At 67.4% G+C, this 23,468-nt stretch carries 21 protein-coding genes; 3 read left to right on the top strand and 18 right to left on the bottom strand.

Translation table 11 applies throughout. The features are described 5' to 3' along the window. Positions 1-70 precede the first annotated feature (70 nt). Positions 71-1,558 carry an acetyl-CoA acetyltransferase gene (locus A5733_RS13725; protein ID WP_076240500.1) on the top strand — a complete coding sequence of 496 codons (1,488 nt, stop codon included), beginning with the start codon at positions 71-73 and terminating at the stop codon, positions 1,556-1,558. Here A5733_RS13725 and A5733_RS13720 read toward each other — a convergent pair. The 12 genes from A5733_RS13720 to lon form a co-directional block, all read right to left on the bottom strand. Further along, positions 1,555-4,683, bottom strand: a complete 3,129-nt coding sequence (locus A5733_RS13720; RefSeq protein WP_076240499.1) for a helicase HerA domain-containing protein — start codon at positions 4,681-4,683, stop codon at positions 1,555-1,557. The two genes, A5733_RS13725 and A5733_RS13720, sit on opposite strands and share 4 nt — an antisense overlap. Continuing rightward, entirely contained in the window at positions 4,683-5,357 is a 675-nt protein-coding gene (locus A5733_RS13715; RefSeq protein WP_076240498.1) for a hypothetical protein, read from the bottom strand. The genes A5733_RS13720 and A5733_RS13715 overlap by 1 nt, the downstream gene beginning before the upstream one ends. A gap of 116 nt (positions 5,358-5,473) precedes the next feature. Further along, a complete protein-coding gene (locus A5733_RS13710; RefSeq protein ID WP_076240497.1) occupies positions 5,474-6,700 on the bottom strand; it encodes an NAD(P)/FAD-dependent oxidoreductase in 1,227 nt (408 codons plus the stop codon). Next, positions 6,697-7,446 (bottom strand): DUF72 domain-containing protein, encoded by a 750-nt coding sequence (locus tag A5733_RS13705; protein ID WP_076240496.1) that lies wholly within the window; start codon positions 7,444-7,446, stop codon positions 6,697-6,699. Before A5733_RS13705 ends, A5733_RS13710 begins: the two co-directional genes overlap by 4 nt. 9 nt (positions 7,447-7,455) lie before the next feature. Beyond that, entirely contained in the window at positions 7,456-8,031 is a 576-nt protein-coding gene (locus A5733_RS13700; RefSeq protein ID WP_076240495.1) for a hypothetical protein, read from the bottom strand. 22 nt (positions 8,032-8,053) lie between these two features. Continuing rightward, on the bottom strand, positions 8,054-8,305 hold the full coding sequence (locus A5733_RS13695) for a hypothetical protein (RefSeq protein ID WP_067768722.1): 252 nt from the start codon (positions 8,303-8,305) through the stop codon (positions 8,054-8,056). Continuing rightward, complete coding sequence (locus tag A5733_RS13690) at positions 8,305-9,165, bottom strand: oxygenase MpaB family protein (RefSeq protein WP_076240494.1); 861 nt, start codon at positions 9,163-9,165, stop codon at positions 8,305-8,307. Before A5733_RS13690 ends, A5733_RS13695 begins: the two co-directional genes overlap by 1 nt. Before the next feature lie 13 nt (positions 9,166-9,178). Beyond that, on the bottom strand, positions 9,179-9,403 hold the full coding sequence (locus A5733_RS13685) for a hypothetical protein (protein ID WP_067768726.1): 225 nt from the start codon (positions 9,401-9,403) through the stop codon (positions 9,179-9,181). 73 nt (positions 9,404-9,476) lie between these two features. Next, complete coding sequence (locus tag A5733_RS13680; RefSeq protein ID WP_067768728.1) at positions 9,477-9,866, bottom strand: nitroreductase/quinone reductase family protein; 390 nt, start codon at positions 9,864-9,866, stop codon at positions 9,477-9,479. 9 nt (positions 9,867-9,875) lie between these two features. Continuing rightward, positions 9,876-11,306 (bottom strand): D-serine/D-alanine/glycine transporter, encoded by a 1,431-nt coding sequence (gene cycA / locus A5733_RS13675; protein WP_076240493.1) that lies wholly within the window; start codon positions 11,304-11,306, stop codon positions 9,876-9,878. A 27-nt stretch (positions 11,307-11,333) separates the two neighbouring features. Then, positions 11,334-12,125, bottom strand: a complete 792-nt coding sequence (locus A5733_RS13670; RefSeq protein ID WP_076240492.1) for a lysophospholipid acyltransferase family protein — start codon at positions 12,123-12,125, stop codon at positions 11,334-11,336. Between the two features lie 38 nt (positions 12,126-12,163). Further along, positions 12,164-14,503 (bottom strand): endopeptidase La, encoded by a 2,340-nt coding sequence (gene lon, locus A5733_RS13665; RefSeq protein ID WP_076240491.1) that lies wholly within the window; start codon positions 14,501-14,503, stop codon positions 12,164-12,166. Between the two features lie 121 nt (positions 14,504-14,624). On the opposite strand from lon, the gene A5733_RS13660 reads away from it, so the two are divergent. Beyond that, positions 14,625-14,822 carry a hypothetical protein gene (locus A5733_RS13660; RefSeq protein ID WP_067768834.1) on the top strand — a complete coding sequence of 66 codons (198 nt, stop codon included), beginning with the start codon at positions 14,625-14,627 and terminating at the stop codon, positions 14,820-14,822. Here A5733_RS13660 and A5733_RS13655 read toward each other — a convergent pair. The 4 genes from A5733_RS13655 to A5733_RS13640 all read right to left on the bottom strand — a co-directional run bounded on the left by A5733_RS13655 (position 14,819) and on the right by A5733_RS13640 (position 21,215). Then, the gene (locus A5733_RS13655) at positions 14,819-16,378 is read right to left on the bottom strand and encodes a molybdopterin-dependent oxidoreductase (RefSeq protein ID WP_233152683.1); all 1,560 of its coding nucleotides are present in this window, start codon (positions 16,376-16,378) and stop codon (positions 14,819-14,821) included. The two genes, A5733_RS13660 and A5733_RS13655, sit on opposite strands and share 4 nt — an antisense overlap. A gap of 75 nt (positions 16,379-16,453) precedes the next feature. After that, positions 16,454-17,452: an esterase family protein gene (locus A5733_RS13650; protein WP_076240515.1), complete on the bottom strand. Its 999-nt coding sequence runs from the start codon at positions 17,450-17,452 to the stop codon at positions 16,454-16,456. A gap of 137 nt (positions 17,453-17,589) precedes the next feature. Next, complete coding sequence (locus A5733_RS13645; protein ID WP_076240489.1) at positions 17,590-19,023, bottom strand: mechanosensitive ion channel domain-containing protein; 1,434 nt, start codon at positions 19,021-19,023, stop codon at positions 17,590-17,592. After that, positions 19,020-21,215 (bottom strand): adenylate/guanylate cyclase domain-containing protein, encoded by a 2,196-nt coding sequence (locus tag A5733_RS13640; RefSeq protein ID WP_083666170.1) that lies wholly within the window; start codon positions 21,213-21,215, stop codon positions 19,020-19,022. Before A5733_RS13640 ends, A5733_RS13645 begins: the two co-directional genes overlap by 4 nt. 38 nt (positions 21,216-21,253) lie before the next feature. Between A5733_RS13640 and A5733_RS13635 the strand changes: the two genes are divergently transcribed. Next, positions 21,254-21,691: a DUF1810 domain-containing protein gene (locus tag A5733_RS13635; protein WP_076240488.1), complete on the top strand. Its 438-nt coding sequence runs from the start codon at positions 21,254-21,256 to the stop codon at positions 21,689-21,691. Here A5733_RS13635 and A5733_RS13630 read toward each other — a convergent pair. Continuing rightward, positions 21,675-22,982, bottom strand: a complete 1,308-nt coding sequence (locus A5733_RS13630; protein ID WP_076240487.1) for an alpha-amylase family protein — start codon at positions 22,980-22,982, stop codon at positions 21,675-21,677. The genes A5733_RS13635 and A5733_RS13630 overlap by 17 nt on opposite strands. Continuing rightward, positions 22,975-23,454: a nucleoside deaminase gene (locus A5733_RS13625; protein ID WP_076240486.1), complete on the bottom strand. Its 480-nt coding sequence runs from the start codon at positions 23,452-23,454 to the stop codon at positions 22,975-22,977. The genes A5733_RS13630 and A5733_RS13625 overlap by 8 nt, the downstream gene beginning before the upstream one ends. Positions 23,455-23,468 lie beyond the last annotated feature (14 nt).

The following is a 23,468-nucleotide window of genomic DNA, read 5'->3' as shown; positions in this document are numbered from 1 at the left end:
TCGGGTGAATGGCGCTCGGAAGCCGGGTACCCGAATCGGGACCGGTCAACCAACGGCTAGGTTCGTGGGCATGCCGGTGCCCAGAAGCCTCGACCCGCGAACCCCCGTCCTCGTCGGCTACGGCCAGGTCAACCAGCACCAGGATGATCCGGCGGTCGAACCCGTCGACCTCATGGTGGCGGCGGCCCGGACCGCCGCCGACCCGCGGGTTCTGGAAGCCGTCGACTCGGTGCGGATCGTCAATCTGCTGTCCTGGCATTACCGGGACCCAGGTTTGCTGCTGGCGCAACGGATCCGGGCCGACAAGGCGGTGACCCGCTACACCGGGGTGGGCGGCAACGTGCCGCAGACGCTGGTGAACGAGGCGTGCCGGGACCTGTTGGGCGACCGGGCCGAGGTGGTGCTGATCGCCGGCGCCGAAACCTGGCGCACCCGCAGCCGGCTGCGCGCCGTCGGGGCCAAACCCGACTGGACCCGTCAGGACGAATCGGTGCCCGAAGCGCCGGGCGCGCACGAGGGCGTGCCGATGGCCGGCGAGGCCGAGCTGCGCATCGACCTGGACCGCCCGGCATATGTGTATCCGATGTTCGAACAGGCGTTGCGGATCGCGGCCGGGGAGACCAGCGATGCCCATCGTCGCCGGATCGGTGCGCTGTGGTCGCGGTTCAGCGCGGTGGCCGCCGCCAATCCGCACGCCTGGAGCCGCGATGAACTGCCCGCCGAGCAGATCTGGCAGCCCGGCCCGGACAACCGGATGATCAGCTGGCCTTACACCAAGCTGATGAACTCCAACAACATGGTCGACCAGGGTGCGGTGTTGATCCTGACCACCGTCGGGAAGGCGACGTCGCTGCAGATTCCCAGCGACCGTTGGGTTTTCCCGTATGCCGGGACGGATTCGCACGACACCTACGCCATCGGTGAGCGGGCCGAGCTCTACCGGTCACCGGCGATCCGGATCGCAGGGCGGCGGGTTCTGGAGCTGGCCGGGGTGGCCGCCGACGACGTCGACTTCGTCGACGTGTACTCGTGTTTTCCCTCGGCGGTGCAGGTGGCCGCGGCCGAGATCGGCCTGCCGCTGGACGATCCGTCCCGGCCGCTCACGGTCACCGGCGGGTTGACCTTCGCCGGGGGTCCGTGGAACAACTACGTGTCGCACTCGATCGCCACCATGGCCGAGCGGCTGGTGTCCGCGCCGGGCACGCGGGGCCTGATCACCGCCAACGGCGGCTATCTCACCAAACACAGCTTCGGGGTGTATGGAACCGAGCCGCCGGCCCACGAATTCCGTTGGCAGGATGTGCAATCCGAGGTCGATGCCGAGCCGACGCGCCAACTGCGGGTGGACTTCACCGGCACCGGGACGGTGGAGTCCTGGACCACGCCGGTCGGTCGTGACGGTGGCGCCGAGCGGGCCTTCCTGGCGGTACGTACCCCCGACGGTGGCCGCACCCTGGCCCGCATCGTCGACGAGTCGCAGGCCGCGGCCACCATGTCGCAGGACATCGCCGGGGCCGCGGTGCAGGTACACCCCGACGGCAGCGCCACGCTGCTTTAGCGGGACACCAGCTCCCGCTGTGCCAGCGTCAGCACCTCGTCGGTGGTCGGCGGGCTGGGCGGATGGTGCGACAGGCACCAGGGCGTCTGGATCTTGTGAAAGGCGTTGCCTTCCAATGCCAGATAGAACTGGCCCGACCGCAACTTGCTGATGTCGGGCACGTTGCCGCCCTTGACCCGGGCCATCTCCCTGGCCACCGCGATCTGCGCGGGGGAGTTCAGCAGGCCGTAGAACTGTGTGGTGGCGTTGCCGGGGATGTGGTTGTGCAGACCGCGGGGGGACTGCGTGGCGAACACCAGTCCCAGCCCGTACTTGCGGGCCTGCGCGGACAGCGCCAGGGTGCTGTGTGTGCAGGCGGTGAGATGGCCGGACGGGGCGAAGTTCTGCGCCTCGTCCATCACCAACAGCCCGCCCAGCGGGCGGTCGCCGGCCGGGTTGCGCTTGATCCAGGCGAACAGCGCCATCTGAAGCTGGTTGACGAATCCTTCGCGCTGCTGGTCGTTGGTGAGCCCGACCATGCTGATCACCGACACCCGGGCCCGGTGGCCGGGCGATGGGGTCAACAGCGTCCCGGGATCGGCGGCGGTGCCGGCCCCGCCGAACAGCGGGTCGTTCACGGTGGCCGCACGCAGGTTCTGGGCCAGTTCCGCGGCCAGCTTGTGCGCCCCACCCAAGGCGCTCACCTCGATGGGCAGATTGGCCAGCAGGTCGATGAAGCCGCCCAGGCTCACCGAAGGACCGGCGCCGTAGAACCGCAAGGCCTCGCGCAGCACTGCCCGGGACCGTTCGGCCTTGGCGGTGTTGCCGGCGATCAGGGCCCGCGGTTCCAGCGCGGCGACGGCGGATTCGACGGCGTCGGAGAACTCGTCATCGTCGTCGATCACGCTGGCGAAATCGGGAAGCGGCTGGAAGGACAACGGACGCCCCGTCGATCGGCGCGGGGTCCAGACGACCACCTCGGTGTTGTCGAAGTATTCGTCGGCACGTGCATCGTCGGCCGGGGTCCAGCCCGGGGGCGGCTCGGGCCAGGGTTCACCGAGGCGGGACAGATCGTTGTTCGGATCCAGCACGATCGACGACACGCCCCGCAGCGCGCACTCCTCGACCAGACGACGGATCAGCACGGTTTTGCCCGAGCCGGAACCGGCGAAGATCGCGGTGTGCTTGCGCAGCGCGGCCAGGTCGACCGATACGGCGCGCCCGCCGGCGCTGTCCACCCCCAGGGTGACCGCGGTGGCCGAATGCTCGATCACCGGTGGGTTGATTCGGATCGGACCGGTTTCGACCTCGGGTTCGACCTCGACGGTGACCCGGTCTGGTGGCGGATCACCCGCGATGTCACCGAGGGCGGCGCGCAGCCAGCCGATCCCGTGGGCCGGGCGGCGCCGGCGAAGCCACTCGGGCAGGTCCGGGTGGTTGTCGTCGATCAGGTCGCGCAGCGCGGTCATGGTGCGGATGTCGTCTTCGCTCATCGGCAGTACCCGGCCGCCGGCCGCCTCGAACTCGGCGATCACCACCGCGGTTTTGGCGCCCTTCGGCCACGGCGTGTTGCGCAACAGGAACAGTTGGCGCCGGTCTGGATTGAAACCGGTTGCCTCCCAGGCTTTCCGGATCCGGTTCTGCACCGCGACGGCATTGCCGGAGGCGATGGCGCGGAATGCCCAGTGCCGCTCGTCATCGGTGGTGGCGTCGAGGGTCTGGCGCAGCCGGCCGTGCAGCACCACCCGTTGGCCCGGGAGCGGATCGGGACGGAACGCCTGCCCGGCCTCACCGAGTTCGGTGATCCACGCATCGAGGGCCGCCGACAGCAGGCCGGGCATCGTGGTGTCCTCGCCGTCTGGGTCGAGCGCGGCGACGGTGACCGCCCGGCGGCGGTACTCGAGGAAGCGCCGGTCGATTTCGCCGGTGTCGCCGTGCACGGTCTCGCCCGTGGGTTCGTGGGGCCGGCTCACCTCGCCGGTGAGGTGAGCCAGTTCCTCGATCGTGTCGCGGTCCAGGCAGCGTCGGACGTGGGTGTCGGCGCGCTTGAGCAGTTGGCGCGGGGTGTACTGGGTGGCCTCGTCGAACGCTGACGGCAGGATCGGCCAACTCGGGTACGGCGCGGTGAAACCGATCGCTGCGTAGCTGGCGGTGAAACGCCGTTCCAGGATGGCGCGGCCGACTTCCGGGGTCGGCAGGCCCTGCAACATCGCGGTGGTCCGGAAGCGATCCTGGACGGTGGCGGTGGCCCGGTCCTGGATCGCCTCCCACGCCGCGGGAAGGCAGGCCACCACCCCGACGGTGCGTCGCATGGTCTGCCGGATCGCCATCAGGCCGTGGGCGATGTGTTCGAGGTCGCCGGCACCCGATGCCCCGGTGCCTGAGGCCCCGTCGGTGCGGTCGACCGACTGGGCCAGCAAGGTGTCGATCTGGTCCAGCGCCAGCACCGACGGTCCGGCCAGGGCGACGAGCCGCGAGATGTCGCGCACGGATTCCTGTGCGGTGAGTGTCGGTGCCGGCAGGCCCCAGGTTTCGTTCGCGCTGCTGCCGGTCAGGAACGCCTCGCCGATGTCCTGCAGCTCGAGGTCACCGGCGCCCAGCAGGACCAGGGCGCGCAGCGTGTGGTGTGCGCGTCGGACGGTGTGCCGGTGCACCTTGTGCAGTGCGTTGACGAAGTCGGTGAGGATCTCAGGCGTCAGGTCGTCGTCGCCGATCACTGCCCGGCGGTTGGCCCGGGAGATGTGGGCCACCGAGGACAGCTCCCACAACAGGTCTTTGAGTTGGGTCTCACGCTCACTGCCGGGGCGGCCCAGGCTTTCCAGGATGCCGGCCCGGGCGGACTGCCAGAAGCCGGCCGCGTCGAGCAGTTCGACGAGGAAGAAGTAGCCGCCGCCGGTCTGGATCTGTTCGCGTACCTGGCCGAGCAGGTGGGTCTTGCCGGAGCCGGCCGGACCGCGCACCACCACACCCAATGGGCTGGAGTCGGTTTCCCGTTCGGCATCCCCGAACGCGGCCATGACATCGGACATCGCCCGGTCGTGCAGGCCGCGGACATGCAGCGCGCCCTGTGAATGCCACAGGTCGTCGGCGGTGGGCGCCCAAGTCAGGCGAAGCGCGCTGAGCGCTTCGCGGTGTGAGAGTTCCATCAGGACTCGATCGCGATCAGGTGTTTGTCCTGGTTACCTATTTCCACTGCGGCGTCGCGATCGGCAGGGGTGAGCACCTTCTGGTTCTCCTCGGGGATCAGGCTGACGCCGGGTTGCTGGTAGAGGCTGATCAGCGCGGCGTCGACGGTGGGACGGGGCAGCTCGGGGACGGCCTGGCGCAGGCGCAGCAGGCTCACCCAGCCGCCCGGCCGGGCAGCGAGCCCGGTGTAGGCGGTTCGCAGCCGGACCTCCGGGTCGGCGGCAACCGGCTCGGGCGACTCCGGCTCGGGCGACTCCGGCTCGGGCGACTCCGGCTCGGCCGGCTCGGCCGGGAGGAACACGTCGGCGGGTACGAGCTCGGACTGCTCGAAATAACGGTGCAACGCGCCCAGCAGGGTGTACAACGCCTTGCCCTGTCCGGTGGATCGAGGCGGCGCGTCGGCGCCGAACAGGGCCCGGCACAGGGCCCAACCGGCATCGGTCAGTTCGTGGACGAGCGGGCGGGTGCCGGTGGACTCGATCAACCCCAGCCGGTTGAGCCGGTCACGGCGGGGTTTGTCGAGCTTGGGCCCCAGCCGTTCCAGCTCAGGGTTGGGCACCGGCCGGGACTCGGCCATCAGTACCAGCAGGACTGCCTGCTCGGAGCCGGTCAGCTCGTCGGGCGCGACATTCACCGGTCAAATCCCCTTCCTGCCGAGTGACTCCTGCACGTTAGCGCGTACCCCCGACCCGACGAGAATGTCGTTGCGCCGCACCGACTTCGCCCGGCCGGCGGGTGCGGGGCGCGCAGCTATCCGGCCGACAGCGGCTGTGCGGGGTCGGCGATACGTTGCGGATCGACCGGCGTGCGCGCCCGGATCATTGCCTTGACGTCGTCAAGGACGTCCCACACGTTGACGTTCATCCCGGCCAGGACACGGTTGTCGGTGTCGAGCCAGAACGCGACGAATTCCCGCCCAGCAACGTCGCCACGGAACACCACGCGCTCATATTCGGGTGCATGTCCGACGTACTCCATGCCGAGGTCGTACTGATCGGTGAAGAAATAGGGCAGCTCTGAGTATTCGACGCTTCGGCCCAACATCCCCGCAGCCGCCACCGCGGGCTGTTTGAGCGCGTTGGCCCAGTGTTCGGTGCGGATCCGCACCCCGAACAACGGATGCTGCGCGGCGGCGATGTCTCCGACGGCGAAGATGTCCGGGTTGCTGGTGCGCAGACCGGCGTCGACGAGCACGCCGCCGGCACCGACGTCCAGTCCGGCCTGCTCGGCCAGCCCGATGTTCGGCGCCGCGCCCACGGCGACCAACACGGCATCTGCGGTGACGCTGGATCCGTCGCCGAGCCGCAGTCCGGTGGCGGTGCCGTCGGCGCTGGTGATCTCCTGCACCGACTGGCCCAGCCGCAGGTCGACTCCGTGCTCGCGGTGCAGCCGCGCGAACACCTCGCCCAGCTCGGGGCCCAACGCCGCCAGGAGCGGTTGAGATGCCGCCTCGACGACGGTGACGTCCACGCCGCGCTCGCGCGCGCCGGCGGTGACCTCCAGCCCGATCCATCCGGCGCCCACGACGGCCAGCGTCGCGCCCGGGGTCAACGCCGCGCTCAGCGCCGCGGCCTCGTCGATCGTGCGCAGATAGTGCACCCCGGCCGCGTCCGCACCGGGAATCGGTGGCCGCCGGGAGGCCGACCCGGTGGCCAGCAGCAGTTTGTCGTAGCCGACGGTGGTCCCGTCGGGCAACGCCACGGTGTGCTCGGCGGCGTTGACGGCGGTGACCTCGGTGCCCAATCTCAGGTCGACGTTGTGGTCGCGGTACCAGGCGCGGGTGTCGACGGTGAAGTCGTCGAGGGTCTTTGTGCCGGCCAGGTATTCCTTGGACAGCGGTGGGCGCTCGTACGGCAGGTGATCCTCGGCGGCGAACAACACGACGTGGCCGTCAAAGTCGTTGTCGCGCAGTGCTTCAGCGGCCTTGGCGCCGGATAGGCCGCCACCGACGATCACGAATGTGGGCGACGTTGTCATGTCGATTCAGCGTACTCGCCCGACACCAACTGCTTGAGTTTTCGAGCATTGCGTACGGCGTGACCACCCAGATCGTTGTTGAAGTACACGACGACGCGGTGACCGTCGTGGTCCCACCGCAGAATCTGTTGCGCCCACTGGGCAAGTTCGTCGTCGGAGTAGGGCTCGGCGTACATGTGGTGTTGTACGTCGCCCGGACCGTGCATACGGACATACACCAGTTCGGCGGTGGCCACCGGCCGGCACACCAGTCCCGGTCCGCTCATCACCACATAGGCGGCGTGGTGACGCTCCAACACCGCGAACAGGGCGGGATCGTGCCAGGACGGGTGACGCAATTCCATCGCCACCCGGATGTGGCGGGGCAGCTGCGCCAGGAAGGCGTCGAGCAGTTCGTCGTCGCGTTCGATCGCCGGGTGCAGCTGCACCAGCAGGGCCTCGTTGTGGTCCCCGAGCAGTTGCCAGTACTGCTCGAACCGCGGCGTCCAGGGTTCCGGTGAGCGCAGCCGCCGAAAGTGGGTCAGGCCCCGGTGGGCCTTGACCGACATCGTGAAGCCGTCGGGTAGCTGATCGCGCCAGCCGGTGAACGTGGTGTCAGCGGGCCAGCGGTAGAAGCTGCCGTTGAGCTCCACGGTGTCGAACTCGCCGACGTAGAGGCCCAGCCTCGCCTTCGCGGGGGTCCCGCGTGGATAGAGCACCCCGGTCCAGTGGTCGTATGACCAACCCGAGGTGCCGATCCTGATCATCTGCCATCGCTAGGGGACATCTGTGTAGTGCTGGGTGTAACCCTCGGCGGAGAAGGTGAAACCTCGGCCGGTCAACTCCCGCACGCACGACACCCCGGACTGCTCCTGGACGTTGCACCGAAACCCGGCCACTGCCAACACCTTGCCGAACGGCAGCACCACGGCCTCGCTTTGGGCGAAGTCCGGCTCGGTCAGGGCCGCGAAATAGGCGTCGGTGTCCTGGTCGAGGACGAGGGCGTTCGGTACGGCGGTGCCGCCGGTCGGGTCGGGCACCTCCGTGGGCGCCCCGGTCACCCCGATGGCCGACGTGCCGTTCGCCTGCTGGCAACCGGCGCGGTCTCGGGGCAGGATCGCGCAGCGCCACCGCCCGCTGGGGGTGCTGAAGTAATAGCCCTTGCGGCCGTCGACCTCGAGCGCGTAATCGGCCGCGTTGACCAGGTGCGCGGTGCCGAACACCGGTGGCGCCGCCGTGGTGCTCACCGCCGGGGGCGGTGCGGCATCGTCGGTGTTGATGACGGTTTCCGAAGCGCAGCCGGCAAGCGCGGCGGCGCCGAAGAGTGCACAGACGACGAGGCAGGCCTTCACGAGGCAAGACCCTAGCGGGCGCTCACGCCGCGATGCAGATGTCGGCGCCGAGTAACAGGAACGGCCACAGCAAGGTCACCTGGCCGAACGCGACCAGGTCGGCGCCGGCCGGGAACTTGGTCAGCAGGCTCGTTTCGATCAGCTGTACCTGCTCGGGATGGAAGAACGTGAACACCAGGCCGATCGTGAGATAGGGCAGCGACAGCCACATCAACGTCTCGAGCACCTGCTCGACGCTGGCCTGGTAGCTCAGGATCCGGCGCAGCCGGGTCATCAGATCAGTGCCTTGTCGGCCGCCACCCGTCGGCGCACGTCGGCGAGCAACAGGTAGCTGCCGCCCTGGCGGATGAACACCGGCAGGAACCGGTTGCCGAAAGCCACGAGAAGAAAGAGCCATTCGAACAGTCGTTGCCGGCCCGGACCCCACGTGAAGCCGACGGCATCGCGGAACACCGGCGCCAAGAACCCCGCGGTGAGGAATTTCAGCAGTGGCCGGAAGGGAATTCGCAGCAGCGGGGTGATCATCCGCAGGTTCACGAGATCGTGCAGATACTGCCGGACGACGTCGTCCATGGCGACCTGCGCGCAGGCCTGATCCCAGTAGGTGTCGAATTCCGCCCGGGTCGCCGGCCACTGCTCGGGACTGACCTGCAACGTGGTGCCCAGGGTGGCTGCCGAGTGGTAGAACTGCTCGGCCTGGACCTCGGTCATCTCGCCACGCAGCAGTTGATAGACGTCTTCCAAGCCGACGAACAGGCAGGCTGCCACCCACAGTTGTAGGTCGCGGTCAAAAGCGTTGTAGGGCACGGGACTTGCCGGCCCGGACCGGACCTGGCGGTGGGCCACGTCGACGGCATCGCGGAAGGCGGCCCTGTCCTCGGGAGTGCCGAGGATGGCCACGGCCAGATAGCTCAGCGTGGTGCGGGCCCGTTTCCACGGGTGCTTGAGCAGGTTGCCGGAATCCACGGTGCTCTCCACGACCCCGTAACCGACGCCGGGCCGGGACAGTTGCATGATCACGTTGGCTGCGCCGGCCGCGAAGCCCCACAGGTCCATCGCGTCGGCGATGGTGACGTCCTGCTCGGACCACCGCGCGGTGCGCCGGGTGACCGAGATCCGGTTCGCGACAGGCATTCGCCGTTCCTCCTCAGCTCATGCACACGTTGGTGAACAGCAGCACCGGCCACGACACGATGGAGCCCAGGAAGGACACCACCGCGTCGGCGCCGTGCATACCGGCCAGGTGGCTGGTGTGGGTGAGCGACCAGATCAGGCCGATCAGCAGATAGGGGACGGCGAGGATGATCGCCGTTCCGATCCACTCCGCGATCGTCATCTGGAACTCGAGGATCTTGCGTACTGCGGTCAACATTCGTTGGGCCCCCGTCCCTGTCAGGCAGCCCCTATGTTAACGGCCATTCTCGGCCGTTATGGCGAAACCGGCATCAGTCGAGGTCGATCCGGATGGTGAGCAGGTCGCTGCCCATGACCCGAACCACCGCGCTGTTGAGGGCCGGTAGTTCTCTCAATCGGGCGACCGGGTCGTCGTCGGGCAGCAGGTGCGCCGTGCCGGTGCGCCAGGTGCCGTTGATCCGTACCCGCACAGCGGGATTCGCCTTGATGTTCAGTACGTAGTGCGCGCGGTCGCCGTGTTCGGAGACCATCCAGAACTGCCCATCGACGACCCGGCCACCGACGGCGGTGCGCCGCGGTTGGCCGGTTTTGCGGCCGGTGGTCTCCAGCATGGTGATGGGTAGTTGCCGGCCCACCGGGTTGACGACGAGGCGCTGGGCGCCGTGGACGATGCGACGCTTGAGATCACCAAGATCCACCATGGGATCACCTTAGTCGGAATCCGGGGACTCCAGATCGGCACGGAACGCGGCTTCGCGGGCGAGATGCCTGGGCCGGCGGCGCAGCACAGCCCAGGCGACCGCGAGCACGATGAACCAGATCGGGGTGACCAGCAGGGCTTGCCTGGTGTCTTCCTTGAGCGTGAAGGCCACGATCAGGAATACGAAGAACCCCAGGACGACGTAGCACATCGCGACACCGCCGGGCATCTTGAACTTCGACGTCTCGTGCAGGTGCGGCCGGCGTTTGCGGTAGACGAGGTAGCTGGACAGGATGATCGTCCACACGAACATGAAGCACAGCGACGAGATGGTGGTGACGATCGTGAAGGCTTCGATGATCGAGTCGCCGACGGCCACCATCACCACACCCGACAGCAGGAACGCCCCGGACAGGAACAGCGCGTTGGCCGGCACGCGCCGGTTGGTGAGCCGGCCGAACAGGGTCGGGGCGTCCCCCTCGGCGGCCAGACCGTAGACCATCCGCGAGGTGGAATAGATGCCGGAGTTGGCCGACGACGCTGCCGAGGTCAGCACGACGAAATTGACGACCGAGGCGGCGATGCCGAGGCCGGCGAGGGTGAACATCGCCACGAACGGGCTGTGCTGCGGGTCGATCATCCGCCATGGCGTGACCGAGATGATGACGATCAGGGCCGCGACGTAGAACAGCATGACGCGCACGGGGATCGAGTTGATCGCCTTGGGCAGGTTGCGTTCGGGGTTCTTGGCCTCGGCTGCGGTGGTGCCGACGAGTTCGATGCCGACGAACGCGAAGGTGGCGATCTGGAATCCGGCCACGAACCCCATCGGGCCGGTGGGGAAGAAGCCGCCGTCGTTCCACAGGTTGGCGAAGCTGGCGTGCGAGCCGCCGGGGGACTCGAAGTGGGTGAACACCATCACCAGGCCGACGACGATCAGCGCCACGATGGCGATGATCTTGATCAGGGCGAACCAGAATTCGGTTTCGCCGAACGCCCGCACGGTCGGCAGGTTCAACGCGATCAGCACCACCACCGTCGCCAGCGCCGGGATCCACAGCTGCAGATCGGGCCACCAGTAGGCGACGTACCCCGAGATCGCCACCACATCGGCCACGCCGGTGACGATCCAGCAGAACCAGTACGTCCAACCGGTGAAGAAACCGGCCCACGGGCCGAGGAGGTCGGCAGCGAAGTCGGCGAACGACTTGTAATGCAGGTTGGACAGCAGCAGCTCGCCCATCGCCCGCATGACGAAGAAGAGCATGAAGCCGATGATCATGTAGACGAAGATCACCGAGGGCCCGGCCAGCGACACCGTCTTGCCCGAGCCCATGAACAGGCCGGTTCCGATCGCGCCACCGATTGCGATGAGCTGGATGTGCCGGTTGGACAGCTGGCGGGACAGGTGCCGTTCGCCCGTGGTTGCTTCTGACGTCACGCCCGACAGGATTCCATGCGCCCGGCCTCAGCCCAGCACCGGGAACCGCCGTTTCGCCGCCAGTCGATCCAGCGCGGTCTGCATCACCCCGCGGATGTGCGCGTCGACCTCGGCGACATCGGGGTCGGAGCCGAAGCGGGCCGTGATGTCGATGGGCGGCAGCACCTCGGTGACGACCTTGGTGGGCAGCGGCAGGTTGGGCGGCACGATGACGCTGAGCCCGAACGGCAGGCCGACGCTCACCGGCAGGATCTCCAGCCGAAAGCGGGGCAGGCCCAGCCGCTTGGCCAGCCAATTGCCCCGGGTGAGGAACAACTGGCTTTCCTGGGCCCCGATCGAGACCGTCGGCACGATCGGGACGCCGGCCGCCAGCGCGGTGCGCACGTAGCCGGTGCGGCCGTTGAAGTCGATCGTGTTGGCCTCGGCGCTCGGCCGGTAGGCGTCGTAATCACCGCCGGGGAACACCAGCACAACCGCGCCCGAGTGCAGGGCGGCCGCGGCGTTCTCCCGGCTGGCGTGGATCACCCCGAGCCGCCGGAACAGTGTGCCGGTCGGTCCGAGCAGCACGCCGTAGTGGGCCAGGGTGTAGAGCGGGCGGGCATATCCGAAATGCCGGTAGAACGCCGGGGCGAAGACCAGGACATCAGGGGTCAGCATCCCGCCGGAGTGATTGGCGACCACGAGCGCCCCGCCGTGGCCTGGAATGTTCTCCAGGCCACGGACCTCGGAACGAAACCACCACTTGGCGATCGGGGCGGCCACCGACTCCGCCTGCCGGGTGACGATCGGATCCCATTGATCGAGTTCGGTGTCGTCCATCGTCCCTCCCCGCCGTTGGTTGCAGACGGGATACCCACCTACGCGGCGACAGATGCCGCCTCTCGGATCGGCTCGAGCGCCTCGGCGATGATGTCGGCCACGTCGGTCATCGGTTTGACCTCCAGGGCGTCGAGCACCTCGGCCGGGACGTCGTCCAGATCGGGCTCGTTGCGCGCCGGGATGAACACCGTCTTCAGCCCGGCCCGCTGCGCGGCCAGCAGCTTCTGCTTGACCCCGCCGATCGGCAGCACCCGGCCGTTGAGGGTGACCTCGCCGGTCATCCCGACGTCGCCGCGGACCTGGCGTCCGGTGGCCATCGAGACCAGGGCGGTGACCATCGTGACGCCGGCCGACGGGCCGTCCTTGGGCACCGCGCCGGCCGGCACGTGGACGTGAATCTGACGGTCCAGTGCCTTGGGATCGACCCCCAACTGTTCGGCGTGGGCCCGCACGTAGGACAGCGCGATCTGCGCGGACTCCTTCATGACGTCGCCCAGCTGACCGGTGAGCGCCAGACCGGCTTCACCGTCGTTCGCGCCGGCCTCGATGTAGAGCACATCGCCACCCAGGCCGGTGACGGCCAGACCGGTCGCCACCCCCGGCACCGCGGTGCGTTCGTCGGATTCGGGGGTGAACCTGGGACGGCCCAGGTACTCGACCAGATCCGGCTCATCGATCGTGATCGGAGCCGACGTCGAGTCGAGCTTCGTGGTGACCTTGCGCAGCGCCTTGGCCAGCAGCCGTTCGAACTGCCGCACACCCGGCTCGCGGGTGTAGTCCGCGGCGATCTTGCGTAGGGCCGCGTCCGTCACCGTCACCTCGGACTCCGTCAGCGCCGCTTTCTCGGCCTGCCGTGGCAACAAATAGTCCCGTGCGATGGCAACCTTGTCGTCCTCGGTATAGCCGTCGATCTGCACCAGCTCCATGCGGTCCAGCAGAGCGGACGGGATGTTCTCGATGACGTTGGCCGTCGCCAGGAACACCACGTCGGACAGGTCCAGATCCAGATCCAGGTAGTGGTCCCGGAACGTGTGGTTCTGCGCCGGGTCCAGCACCTCCAGCAGCGCGGCCGACGGATCGCCCCGGTAATCCGAACTCACCTTGTCGATCTCGTCCAGCAGCACAACGGGATTCATCGAACCCGCCTCGCCGATGGCCCGCACGATGCGACCCGGCAGCGCACCGACGTAGGTGCGCCGGTGACCGCGGATCTCGGCCTCGTCGCGCACACCGCCCAGGGCGACGCGCACAAATTTGCGGCCCAGCGCCCGCGCCACGGACTCGCCCAGCGAGGTCTTGCCGACCCCAGGTGGACCGGCCAGCACCATCACCGCGCCCGATCCGCGACCGCCGACGACGGCCAGGCCCCGTTGGGCGCGACGAGCCCGCACGGCCAGGTACTCGACGATGCGGTCTTTGACGTCGTCCAGCCCATGGTGGTCGGCGTCCAGAATTTCCCGCGCTCCCTTGAGGTCGGTCGAGTCCTCGGTGCGCTCGTTCCACGGCAGGTCCAGGACAGTGTCGAGCCAGGTGCGGATCCAGCCGCCTTCGGGGCTCTGCTCGCTGGAGCGTTCCAGCTTGCCGACCTCACCAAGCGCCGCTTCCCGGACCTTCTCGGGCAGATCGGCAGCCTCGACGCGGGCCCGGTAATCCGCTTCTCCTTCCTGGCCATCAGGTCCCAACTCGCCGAGCTCCTTGCGGATCGCGGCCAGTTGCTGGCGCAGCAGGAATTCCTTCTGCTGTTTGTCCATGCCGGCCCGGACGTCCTCGGCGATCTTGTCGTTCACCTCGACCTCGGCCAGGTGTTCGCCGGTCCATTCCACGAGCAGGCTCAGGCGACGGCCGACGTCTTCGGTCTCCAGCAGCTCGCGCTTCTGCACGTCGGTCAGATATGAGGCGTACCCGGCCGTGTCGGCCAGGGCCGAGGGATCGGTGATCTTGTTGACCACGTCCACGATCTGCCACGCTTCGCGACGCTGCAGCATGGCCAGCAGCAGCTTCTTGTACTCGGCTGCCAAGGCCAAGGTGGCATCGCTCGACTCGATATCGGCGACCTCGTCGACCTCGACCCACAGCGCGGTGCCGGGGCCGGTGGTGCCGGACCCGATGTGGGCACGGCGTTCACCACGGACGACGGCGGCTTCCACGCCGCCGGGCATGCGACCGGTCTGCACGATCGAGGCGATCACACCGTGGGTGGGGTACCGGTCGTCCAACCGCGGGGCGATCAGCAGTTTCCCGGCCTCGCTGGCCTGGGCTGCGGCCACCGCGGTGCGGGCGGCGTCGTCTAGTTCGACGGGCACCACCATTCCGGGCAGCACGATCGGCTCGCTCAGGAACAGGACCGGCAACGCATTCGGCGTTGTGTGTTCAGGCATCGAACCTCCAAAGTTCAGTCTGATGCGCTCAACCCTGTCGGTGATGGGTTTGTTCCCGGTTCGACTGGCGGACGGGTTCGCCGTGGGTGAACGCGACCACCGGCGCGTAGCATCCGACTCCATGAACCGGGGATTCATCGTGACGCTTGCGATCGGTGTGATCGTGGCGTTGTTCGGGGCGATCTGGGCCCTGCAAGGATTCGGTGTGCTGCAGGGCAGCCCGATGAGCAACACCACCACCTGGTCGATCATCGGTCCGATCACCGCGGTGATCGGTGTCGTGGTCGCGGTCGTCAGCTGGCGCAGACTCAGGCGTTAAGCCACGGTGAACGTCACCGAATGCCAACCGGTCGCCCCGTCGGGCACCGGCGGCGCTTCCTGCGCGGTCTGGACCACGCCGGTGTTGTCGGTGGCGCGCACCGTGATCGTGTGGTCGCCCGGGTCGCTCGCCTGCCACGGCAGGCTCCACAGCCGCCACGTCTGATCGGAATACGCCGCACCCAGATGGGCCGGGACCCATGGGCCGTCGTCGATGCGGACCTCGACGGCGCGCACGCCGCGATTCTGTGCCCAGGCGACACCACCGAAGGTCGTCGGTCCGGCCGGCACCTTCTGCCGCGGTCTCGGCACGTCGATGCGGGACTCGGTCTTGATCGGGCCCCGCGGCGCCCAGCCCTGCCTGGTCCAATACGCCTCGGCCCGGTCGAACCGGGTGAGTTCCAAGTCGGTGACCCACTTGGTGGCAGACACGTAACCGTAGAGGCCGGCCACCACCAGCCGGGCCGGATAACCATGTTCGACCGGTAGCGGCCGGCCGTTGAGGCCCACCGCGAGCAGGGCGTCGCGCCCGTCGTGGAGGGCCTGCACCGGGGTGCCGACGGTGAACCCGTCGACCGACGTCGACAGCAGCATGTCCGCGTCGGGGTGAACTCCGGCCTCGTCCAACAGGTCGGTCAGGCGGTAGCCGGTCCACACGCCGTTCGAGATCAGGTCTCCACCAACGGAATTCGATACACACGTCAGCGTGATGACCTTTTCGACGGCCTCGAACCGGTCCAGGTCGGCGAAACTATAGGTGACTTCGCGGTCCACCATGCCGTGGATGTGCAGCCGCCAATCCTGACGGCTGAGCTGCGGGACGCTCAGGGCGACGTCCACCCGGTAGAAGTCGGCGTTGTCGGTGAGGAAACTCGGCAGGGTCACCCCGGCCGGTTGGACCTCTGCCGGGACCGGCCGAGCCGGTACGCGCGGAGTCGGGATCACCGCGCTGTCACGTTCTGCCGCCACCGAACTGGCCAGCCTGCCGATCACGGTGCCGACGATTCCGCCGGCAATGCCGACACCGAGCAACCCGGCGGTGATCAGCCAGCCGCGCCGGCCGGCGTCGACGTCGTCGACGTCGTCGGGGGAGCCGGGGGAGCCGGCCGGCCCAGTCCACAGCCGGCCGGCAAGCCACCGCAGCGCGGCCACGCCGGCCGCGGTGCCGATCACCGTGGGCACCACGTCGAGCGCAGACGAGTCCGGCCGCGAGAGCACGGCCGCGCATCCGAGGATTCCGGCGACGACGAAGATCGCGCTGCCCACCGGCCGGCGGCGGGTTTCGTAGGTCGCGGCGAGGGCGGCGACGGTGGCGATCACCACCAGCACGACCACGGACAGAAACAGTTTGTCCAACGTGCCGAGGGTCTGAATTGCCCACTCTTTGACCGGCCCCGGTGTGAGGTCGACGATCGCCGCGCCGACAGCGTTGCGTGGATCGGCCTGCGGCGAGAACCCGATGCCGACGAGTTGCGCCACGCCGAGCGCTACCGCGGCGGCGGCAACCCCGCCGAGCATCCGAGCGTTCGCCGTGGGTGTCGACGAGGTCTCGACCATCCTCCACAAACTACTCCCGCACACAGCAGAGAGCCTGCCGCTGGGGGTTACGGCAGGCTCCCTGTGGTGATGGATCTAGGTGGCCGACTGTGCGCCGAGCACCCGTTGGATGTCGGGCTTCATCTGCTGCAGCTGTTGGCCCCAGTAGCCCCAGGAGTGGGTGCCGTTGGCGGGGAAGTTGAACACCCCGTTGGTGCCGCCGGCTGCAATGTAGTTGTCCCGGAACGTGATGTTGGTCCGCAACGTGAGACCTTCGAGGAACTGCGCGGCCATCAGATTGCCGCCGTTGGTGCCGGCGTCGAGATCGGACGGGGTGCCGGTACCGCAGTAGATCCAGACGCGGGTGTTGTTGGCGACCAGCTGGTTGATGTTGACCATCGGGTCGTTGCGCTTCCAGGCCGGATCGGTCGACGGGCCCCACATGCTCTCGGCGTTGTACCCGCCCGCATCATTCATCGCCAGACCGATCAGCATCGGCCACCAGCCTTCGGACGGGTTCAAGAAGCCCGAAAGTGTTCCGGCATAGATGAACTGCTGCGGGTGGTAGATCGCGTAGGTCAGTGCGGCACTGCCCGCCATCGACAGGCCGACGACCGCATTACCGGTCTGCGAGACGCCTCGGTTGGCGGCCAGCCAGGTGGGCAGTTCCTGGGTCAGGAAGGTCTCCCACTTGTACGTGTAGTCCTGGCCGTTGCCTTTCGACGGCTGGTACCAGTCGGTGTAGAAGCTCGACTGCCCGCCGACCGGCATGACCACCGACAGGCCGGAATCGTTGTACCACTCGAATGCCGGTGTGTTGATGTCCCAGCCGTTGTAATCGTCCTGCGCCCGCAGGCCGTCGAGCAGGTAGACCGCATGTGGTCCGCCGCCCTGGAACTGCACGCGGATATCGCGGTTCATCGACGGGGAGAACACGTCGAGATACTCCACCGGCAACCCCGGCCGGGAGAACGCGCCGGCGCTGGCCGACCCGCCGACGAGCCCGACCAATCCGGGCAGGGCCAGTGCCGTAACGGCTCCAACCATCAACCGGCGCAGCCACATCTTCGGCGCAGACTCCGCTGTGCCACGCATGTTTCTGAGGAACTTCATAACGGCAACCAACCCACCTTTCTTCGCCACAAGCGTTTGCCGTCGCTTTGTGAGCAAAGTGAATCACGGGCCAGACCAGTCACACCCGTAACAGCGCCGTGCGACCAGATCGCGGTTGGCTAACGATTGGAACTCGGCGCCGAGACCGTAGCCGGCCGCGGGCCGGCGGTCGACACCTGCTGAGCAGTTGATCGACGCTCCTCGATCATTCGGCCGATGTCCTGAAGCAGCAACGGATTCCGCAATACCAGCCGCTCCAGGAACTCGCGCTCCACCTGTAGGAGTGTGGTTTCCACGGTGGCATGGCCGTCCGCGAGCGCCTTCTGGCGGATCAACGTCGACTGGCCGAGGAAGTCGCCGCTGCCGAGTGTGCGTACCGGTGCGATCGAGCCGTCTCGGCTGGCAACCGTCATCTGAATCCGGCCCTCGACGATGAAACTCATTCGGCTCGGGACCTCTCCGGCGAACTGCACCTGTTCACCGGCGCCGAACCGGCTCAGGCGGCAATGCGTGAGCAGATCCTGCTGTTCGGTGTAACTCAACCGCAGCGCCGGCGCAATCTCGCGTACTGCCTTGTCCATCCGTTCCGGGGTGCTGAAATCGTCGACCGCCTGATCCAGATGCAACTCGGCCCGCCTTGCCGCGTACCAGACCCAGCGAAGAAACGTTGATCGGGCCGCCCCGTCGTCCGCCGGTGAGCGCAGCGGTATCGACGTTCGATATTCGTTGCGGCCCAACGCTACTGAGGTGGGCGCGGCGCCGGGCCGCCGCTGTGGCAGCCGACTGCCGATCTGGGTGAGGAGTCGGCATACTTCGTCGGGGGAGTCTGACGTGCCGAACACCGTGGTGACCGAGATGGAATGCGACGAGGCCGGGCGGCTCAGGTTGGTGAACGAGGCGCCGGCCAGCACCGAGTTGGGCATCACCTGCATGCCGCTGCCTGTGTCGATGTGGGTGGCGCGCCAGTTCACTTCGACCACACGTCCGCGCGCCGACGGGGTGTCCAGCCAGTCGCCGAGCTCGAACGGCTGCTCGAACAACAGGAGTAGACCGGAGATGATCTGGCCCACCGAGTTCTGCAAGGCCAGGCCCAGCACGATGGAGCTCACCCCGAGTGCGGTGAACAGTCCGCCGACGTTGGCGCCCCAGACGTACGCGAAGATCATGCCGACCCCGACGGCGATCAGCGCGAACCGGGCCACATCGAGGAAGATCGACGGAATCCGCTTGCGCCAGCTGCCTTCTGGCGCGCCCTGGAACAGGGTCGCGTTGAGGCCGGACAGCAGCAGGATCATCACCACGAGACCGAGGACGGTGGCAACGACACGGACTGTGGTGGCCTCTGCCGAGATCTCGCCACCTTTGATCAGCAGGATCAGCAGTGCGGCCAGCGGGAGAATGTAGTTGCGTAGCAGGCCGATCGGCCGGGCCAGGTAGCTGCCGCGTCGGGTCAGAGCGTTGTGCAGTTCGGTGAGCACCACCAGGCCGACCGGCAGCCCGATGGCCACCGTCAACGCCCAGTAGAACCAGTCGGTGTCCAGCACACTTCTCATGACTGACGGTCCGCCAATCGCCAGATCGGCACTTCGACGTCGTTGACTGTCACCGATCCCACGGCGGTGTACTGCCGGGCGTCCTGGGTGGCCTCACGCACCCGGTCGGTGACGTACACGCCGGCCTGGGGTGCCCCGCTCTGCACCTGGTAGGCGAGATCGACCGCGGATCCCCACATGTCATAGGCCAGGTTGGATCGGCCGATCAGGCCGCTGCCCACGGTCCCGGTGTCGATACCGGCCCGCAGCCGTACGTCGTATCCGGACTCGTTGCGATACCGGTCGACGACGCGCTGCATCTCGACGGTGAAGTCCACAGTGCGGCGGATGTTGTCGAGTCGGGGCACTGTCAACCCACAGCTGGCCAGATAGCCGTTGTGCAACGTGCGTACCGGTTCGACACCGAGATTCTCTGCTGCCGAGTCGAATTCGCGGATCAGATTGTTGACCATCGCCAACAGGTCGTCGGCGCACAGATCGGCCGACAGCTCCTCGAGCCCGAGCAGGTCGGCGAAGACGACGGTGACGTTCTGGTGGTCCTGGGCGATGTTCTCCTCGCCGTCGCGGTACCGCTGTACCACCGGCTCGGGCATCATCGACAGCAGCAGCCGGTCGTTCTCGTGCCGCTGTTCCTCGAGCAGGTCCTCCTTGATCCGCAGATTTCGGCTCATCTCGTTGAACGCGATTGTCAGGTCGCCGAATTCGTCGCGGGACAGGACCGGCAGGGATACCCCCAGCTCGCCGGAGCTGATCTGGTGGGCCCCGGCTTCCAGGCGGCGCAGCGGGCGTACGAAGAACCGTGCCAACAGAATCGCGGCGACACACACCACCAGGATGATGGCCACGGTGGACAGCACCAGGGTGCGGGTGAACGACGTGACCGGGGCGAAGGCCTCGGCGGTGTCGATCTTGGCCACCACGACCCAGTCCAGGCCTTGCAACTGCACCGGGGCATAGGACATCAGGGTCTCGTTACCCAGATAGTCGATATCGACGAGGGTGCCCGATTGGCCACGCTGTGCCAGCCGGGACGCCTGGTTGGCCACCGGCTGCACCATCGTCGTGCCGCCCTGGCGAATGGACTTTTCGGCGACATCGGGGGCCGTTCCCGCCTCGATCACCTCGTGTTCGAATCGTTCGGGGTCCTCGATGAACAGTCTCGAGTTCGACCGCATCAGCCCGTCCGGGCCGACCAGGTAGGACTCGCCGGTCTCACCCATGCCGACCCGCTCCCACTTGCTGCCCGCGGTCATTATTCGGTTCACCCCGCGAATCGGGAACTGCAGGGCCAGGACGCCGGCCACGCGGTCTCCGGTGCGGATGGGGGCGACCATCCAGGCGGTGGGGCCGTTCGCGGGCAGATAGGCGCCGAAGTCGGTGACGCCGATGTAGTCGAGGGCGTTGGACTCGATCGCCTGCTGGTATGTCCGTGTCAGGGCTGTGCTCTTGTACGGCCCGTGGAAGATGTTGGTGCCCAGGTCGGGCCCCTTGTAGGCGCTGTAGACCACGTTGCCGCGGGTGTCGAGAAGCAAGGCGTCCTCGAACCCGAATCGGGTCACGATCGTGCGGAAGTAGTCGTTGAACCGGGCGTTGGCCGCCGACCAGTCGCTGCCGTCGCGCGCGTCGTCGATCGTGATCGCCGTGGCTCGGTCGTCGAACGGCGCGGTGTAGGCGGCCTGCAGATGGATCTGGGCGTTCGATGTCGGGATCAGCGCCGCGACGTCGATCTGGTTGCCCGAGGCGGTGTCGGTGCTGCGGGAGAAGCGCTTGCGGTAGTAGCCGGAGACGGCTTTCTGCTCCTCGGGCGTCACCGGGTCTGTCCGCAGCTGATCGAACGCCGTCGTAAACGCTGCCGTGGCCTCGGCCGCTGTGGCTCCCCGGGTGTACACCACCAGCGAGTTCCTCAGGTAGCGGTACTCGGACTCCAACTGTCGGGCCTGTGCGGCCCTGGTCTCGGTCAGCCGGTCGAACACCGAGTCGCGCAGCGAGCTCCGGCCCGACTGGTAGCCGATGACACCGACCACTGCCGCCGAAAGCATGCTGGTGATCAGCAACATCGCCAGGAGCTTGGACTGAATGCTGATGCGGGACAGGGTGCTGCGCCGGCGGAATTTCGAGGAGAACTCGGTCTGAGCGGAAGCTACCGACTCGGACGCTGCTCGCTCAGACGCTGCCTTCTCAAAAATAGACATTGAAACCAAACATAACGCGGGTATGCGATATTGGCGGCATGGTCGGCGATGACCCGTATGACCTCGCCCGGTTCGTCACGGCTCAAGATCGGGTGTATTCACAGGTCGTGGGGGAGTTGCGGGACGGCCGCAAGCGCAGCCATTGGATCTGGTTCGTCTTTCCGCAATTGCGCGGTTTGGGCCACAGTTCCACGGCCCATCACTACGGGATTGCCTCTGTTGACGAGGCGAGCGCGTATCTGGCCCACCCGACACTGGGTCCGCGGCTGCGGGAGTGTGCCCGGCTGGTGGCACAGATCGACGGGCGGACCGCGCGGGAGGTGTTCGGCCACCCCGATGACCTCAAGGTGCGGTCGTCGATGACGTTGTTCACCGCGGTCACCAAGGACAGTGCCGACTTCGAATCGGTGCTGGACAAGTTCTACGGTGGTGAACCTGATCCGCTGACCGTCGAATTGCTCAGTGCGGCTGGATGATCAACCAACCGTGCGGGCCGACGTCCGTCTGGCCGATCTCGTCCTGCGGTGGCGCGCCGGAACCGGCGATGACGACACCTGACGGCACACCGAGATCGGGCAACGACAACCTCAACGTCGTATCGCCGACATTGAGGGCGACGATCAGGGACTTGGCGCCGGCACTGGTCCGGTACACGTAGTGCGAGTTGGTCAGCAACAACGGTGAGGTGGTCGCGGTGTGCAGCCACGGGTGGCGACGACGCAGCCCGATCAGGTGCCGGTGCAGCCGTAGGGCATCGGAATCCGCGGGGGGAGCAATGAATTCGGGTCTGACCGCATCGTCACCGCCGCGCCGCTGCTCTTTCACGCCGCGGTAGGCCGATTCGTCACCGGCGTAGATGCTCGGGGTCCCGCCAGTGGTCAGCAACACCGCGAGCGCATGTTCGACGTGTGTGGGGTTCTGCAGCTGGCTGGCGATCCGGGTCACGTCGTGGTTGCCGATGAAGGTCAACGGAACGAACGTGTCCAGAAAGTCGTTGTGCCGCTTGAGCGCCCAGTCCAGTTCGTGGAAGTTTTCGTCATTGAGGCTGCTCCAGATGGCCTTCCAGAGCTCGTACTGGGTCACCGAATCGACCGTGGACGCCTGCACGGTCGCGGTGTAGTCACCGTGGATCACCTCACCGACGAACCAGGCGTGCGGAAACTTCTGGCGCACCGACGGCAGGACCCGTGCCCAGAACCGGTCGGGCACCGCATAGGCGGCGTCGAGGCGCCAGCCGTCGGCACCGCGGTCGAGCCAGTGCGCGAGGACGGCCGCGGTGTAATCCACCACCTCGGCGTTGTCGTGGTTCAACGCGATCAGCTCGTCGTGGCCTTCGAAGGTGTCGAATCGAGAGGTGTTGGGGCGACGGCGAAACCACGCGGAAGACGGATGGTCCGGTCCGCCGTCGAGCGCTTCGCGGTAGCGGGCGAAGTCGGTGCCCACGTGGTTGAACACCCCGTCGAGCAGGATGCGCAGACCACGGTCGCGGGCCTCGGCCACCAGGTGGTCGAAATCGTCGTCGTCGCCAAGGCGCGGGTCGATGCGGAAGTGGTCGGTGGTGTCGTAGCCGTGGGTTCGGGACGCGAAGATCGGACCGAGGGCAATGCCGGAGGCGCCGAGCTGCACGGCATGATCCAGCCAGCCGACGATCCGCCGCAGCCGGTGTTCGTCGGATGTCGGCGGCGGCTCGGCCGGAAACGCACCGACGAAGCCCAGTGGATAGACGTGCCACCAGATGGCGTGCGCCACCCACTGCGGTTCAGACACGGAACTTCGCCGCGTAGAGGTCCTTCATCGGTGCGACGAGTTCGTCGGCCGGCCCGTCCACTTCGATGCCGGGAGCCACCGTCGTGATCGGCAGCGCAGCGACCGGCGCAGCCGCCACTTTCCATTCCGACAACCACCGGCTCAACTGGGCCGAGGACGTGGCGTAGACGATGCGGCCCAAACCCACCCAGGCATGTGCGGCCGAGCACATCGGACAGTGCTCACCGGAGGTGTACACCGTGGCGCCGGCGCGCTCGCCGGGGCTCATGTGTGCCGCGGCCCAACGGGCGATGGCGAATTCGGGATGCTGGGTGGCGTCGCCGTCCTTGACCCGATTGCGGTCGGCGAACACCGTCGTGCCGGCGTTGTCGACCAGGATCGATCCGAACGGTTCGTCACCGTCGTCGAGTGCTTCACGGGCCAACTCGACACATTTGCGCAACTGACCGAGGTCGTTCTCGCTGATGGCCACTCGGCCGAGTTTAC

It is taken from the genome of Mycobacterium sp. NS-7484 (assembly GCF_001953975.1).
Classification (GTDB): Bacteria; Actinomycetota; Actinomycetes; order Mycobacteriales; family Mycobacteriaceae; genus Mycobacterium.
The sequence above is the reverse complement of the archived record's forward strand: the minus strand, read 5'-3'. Positions and strand labels throughout refer to the sequence as shown.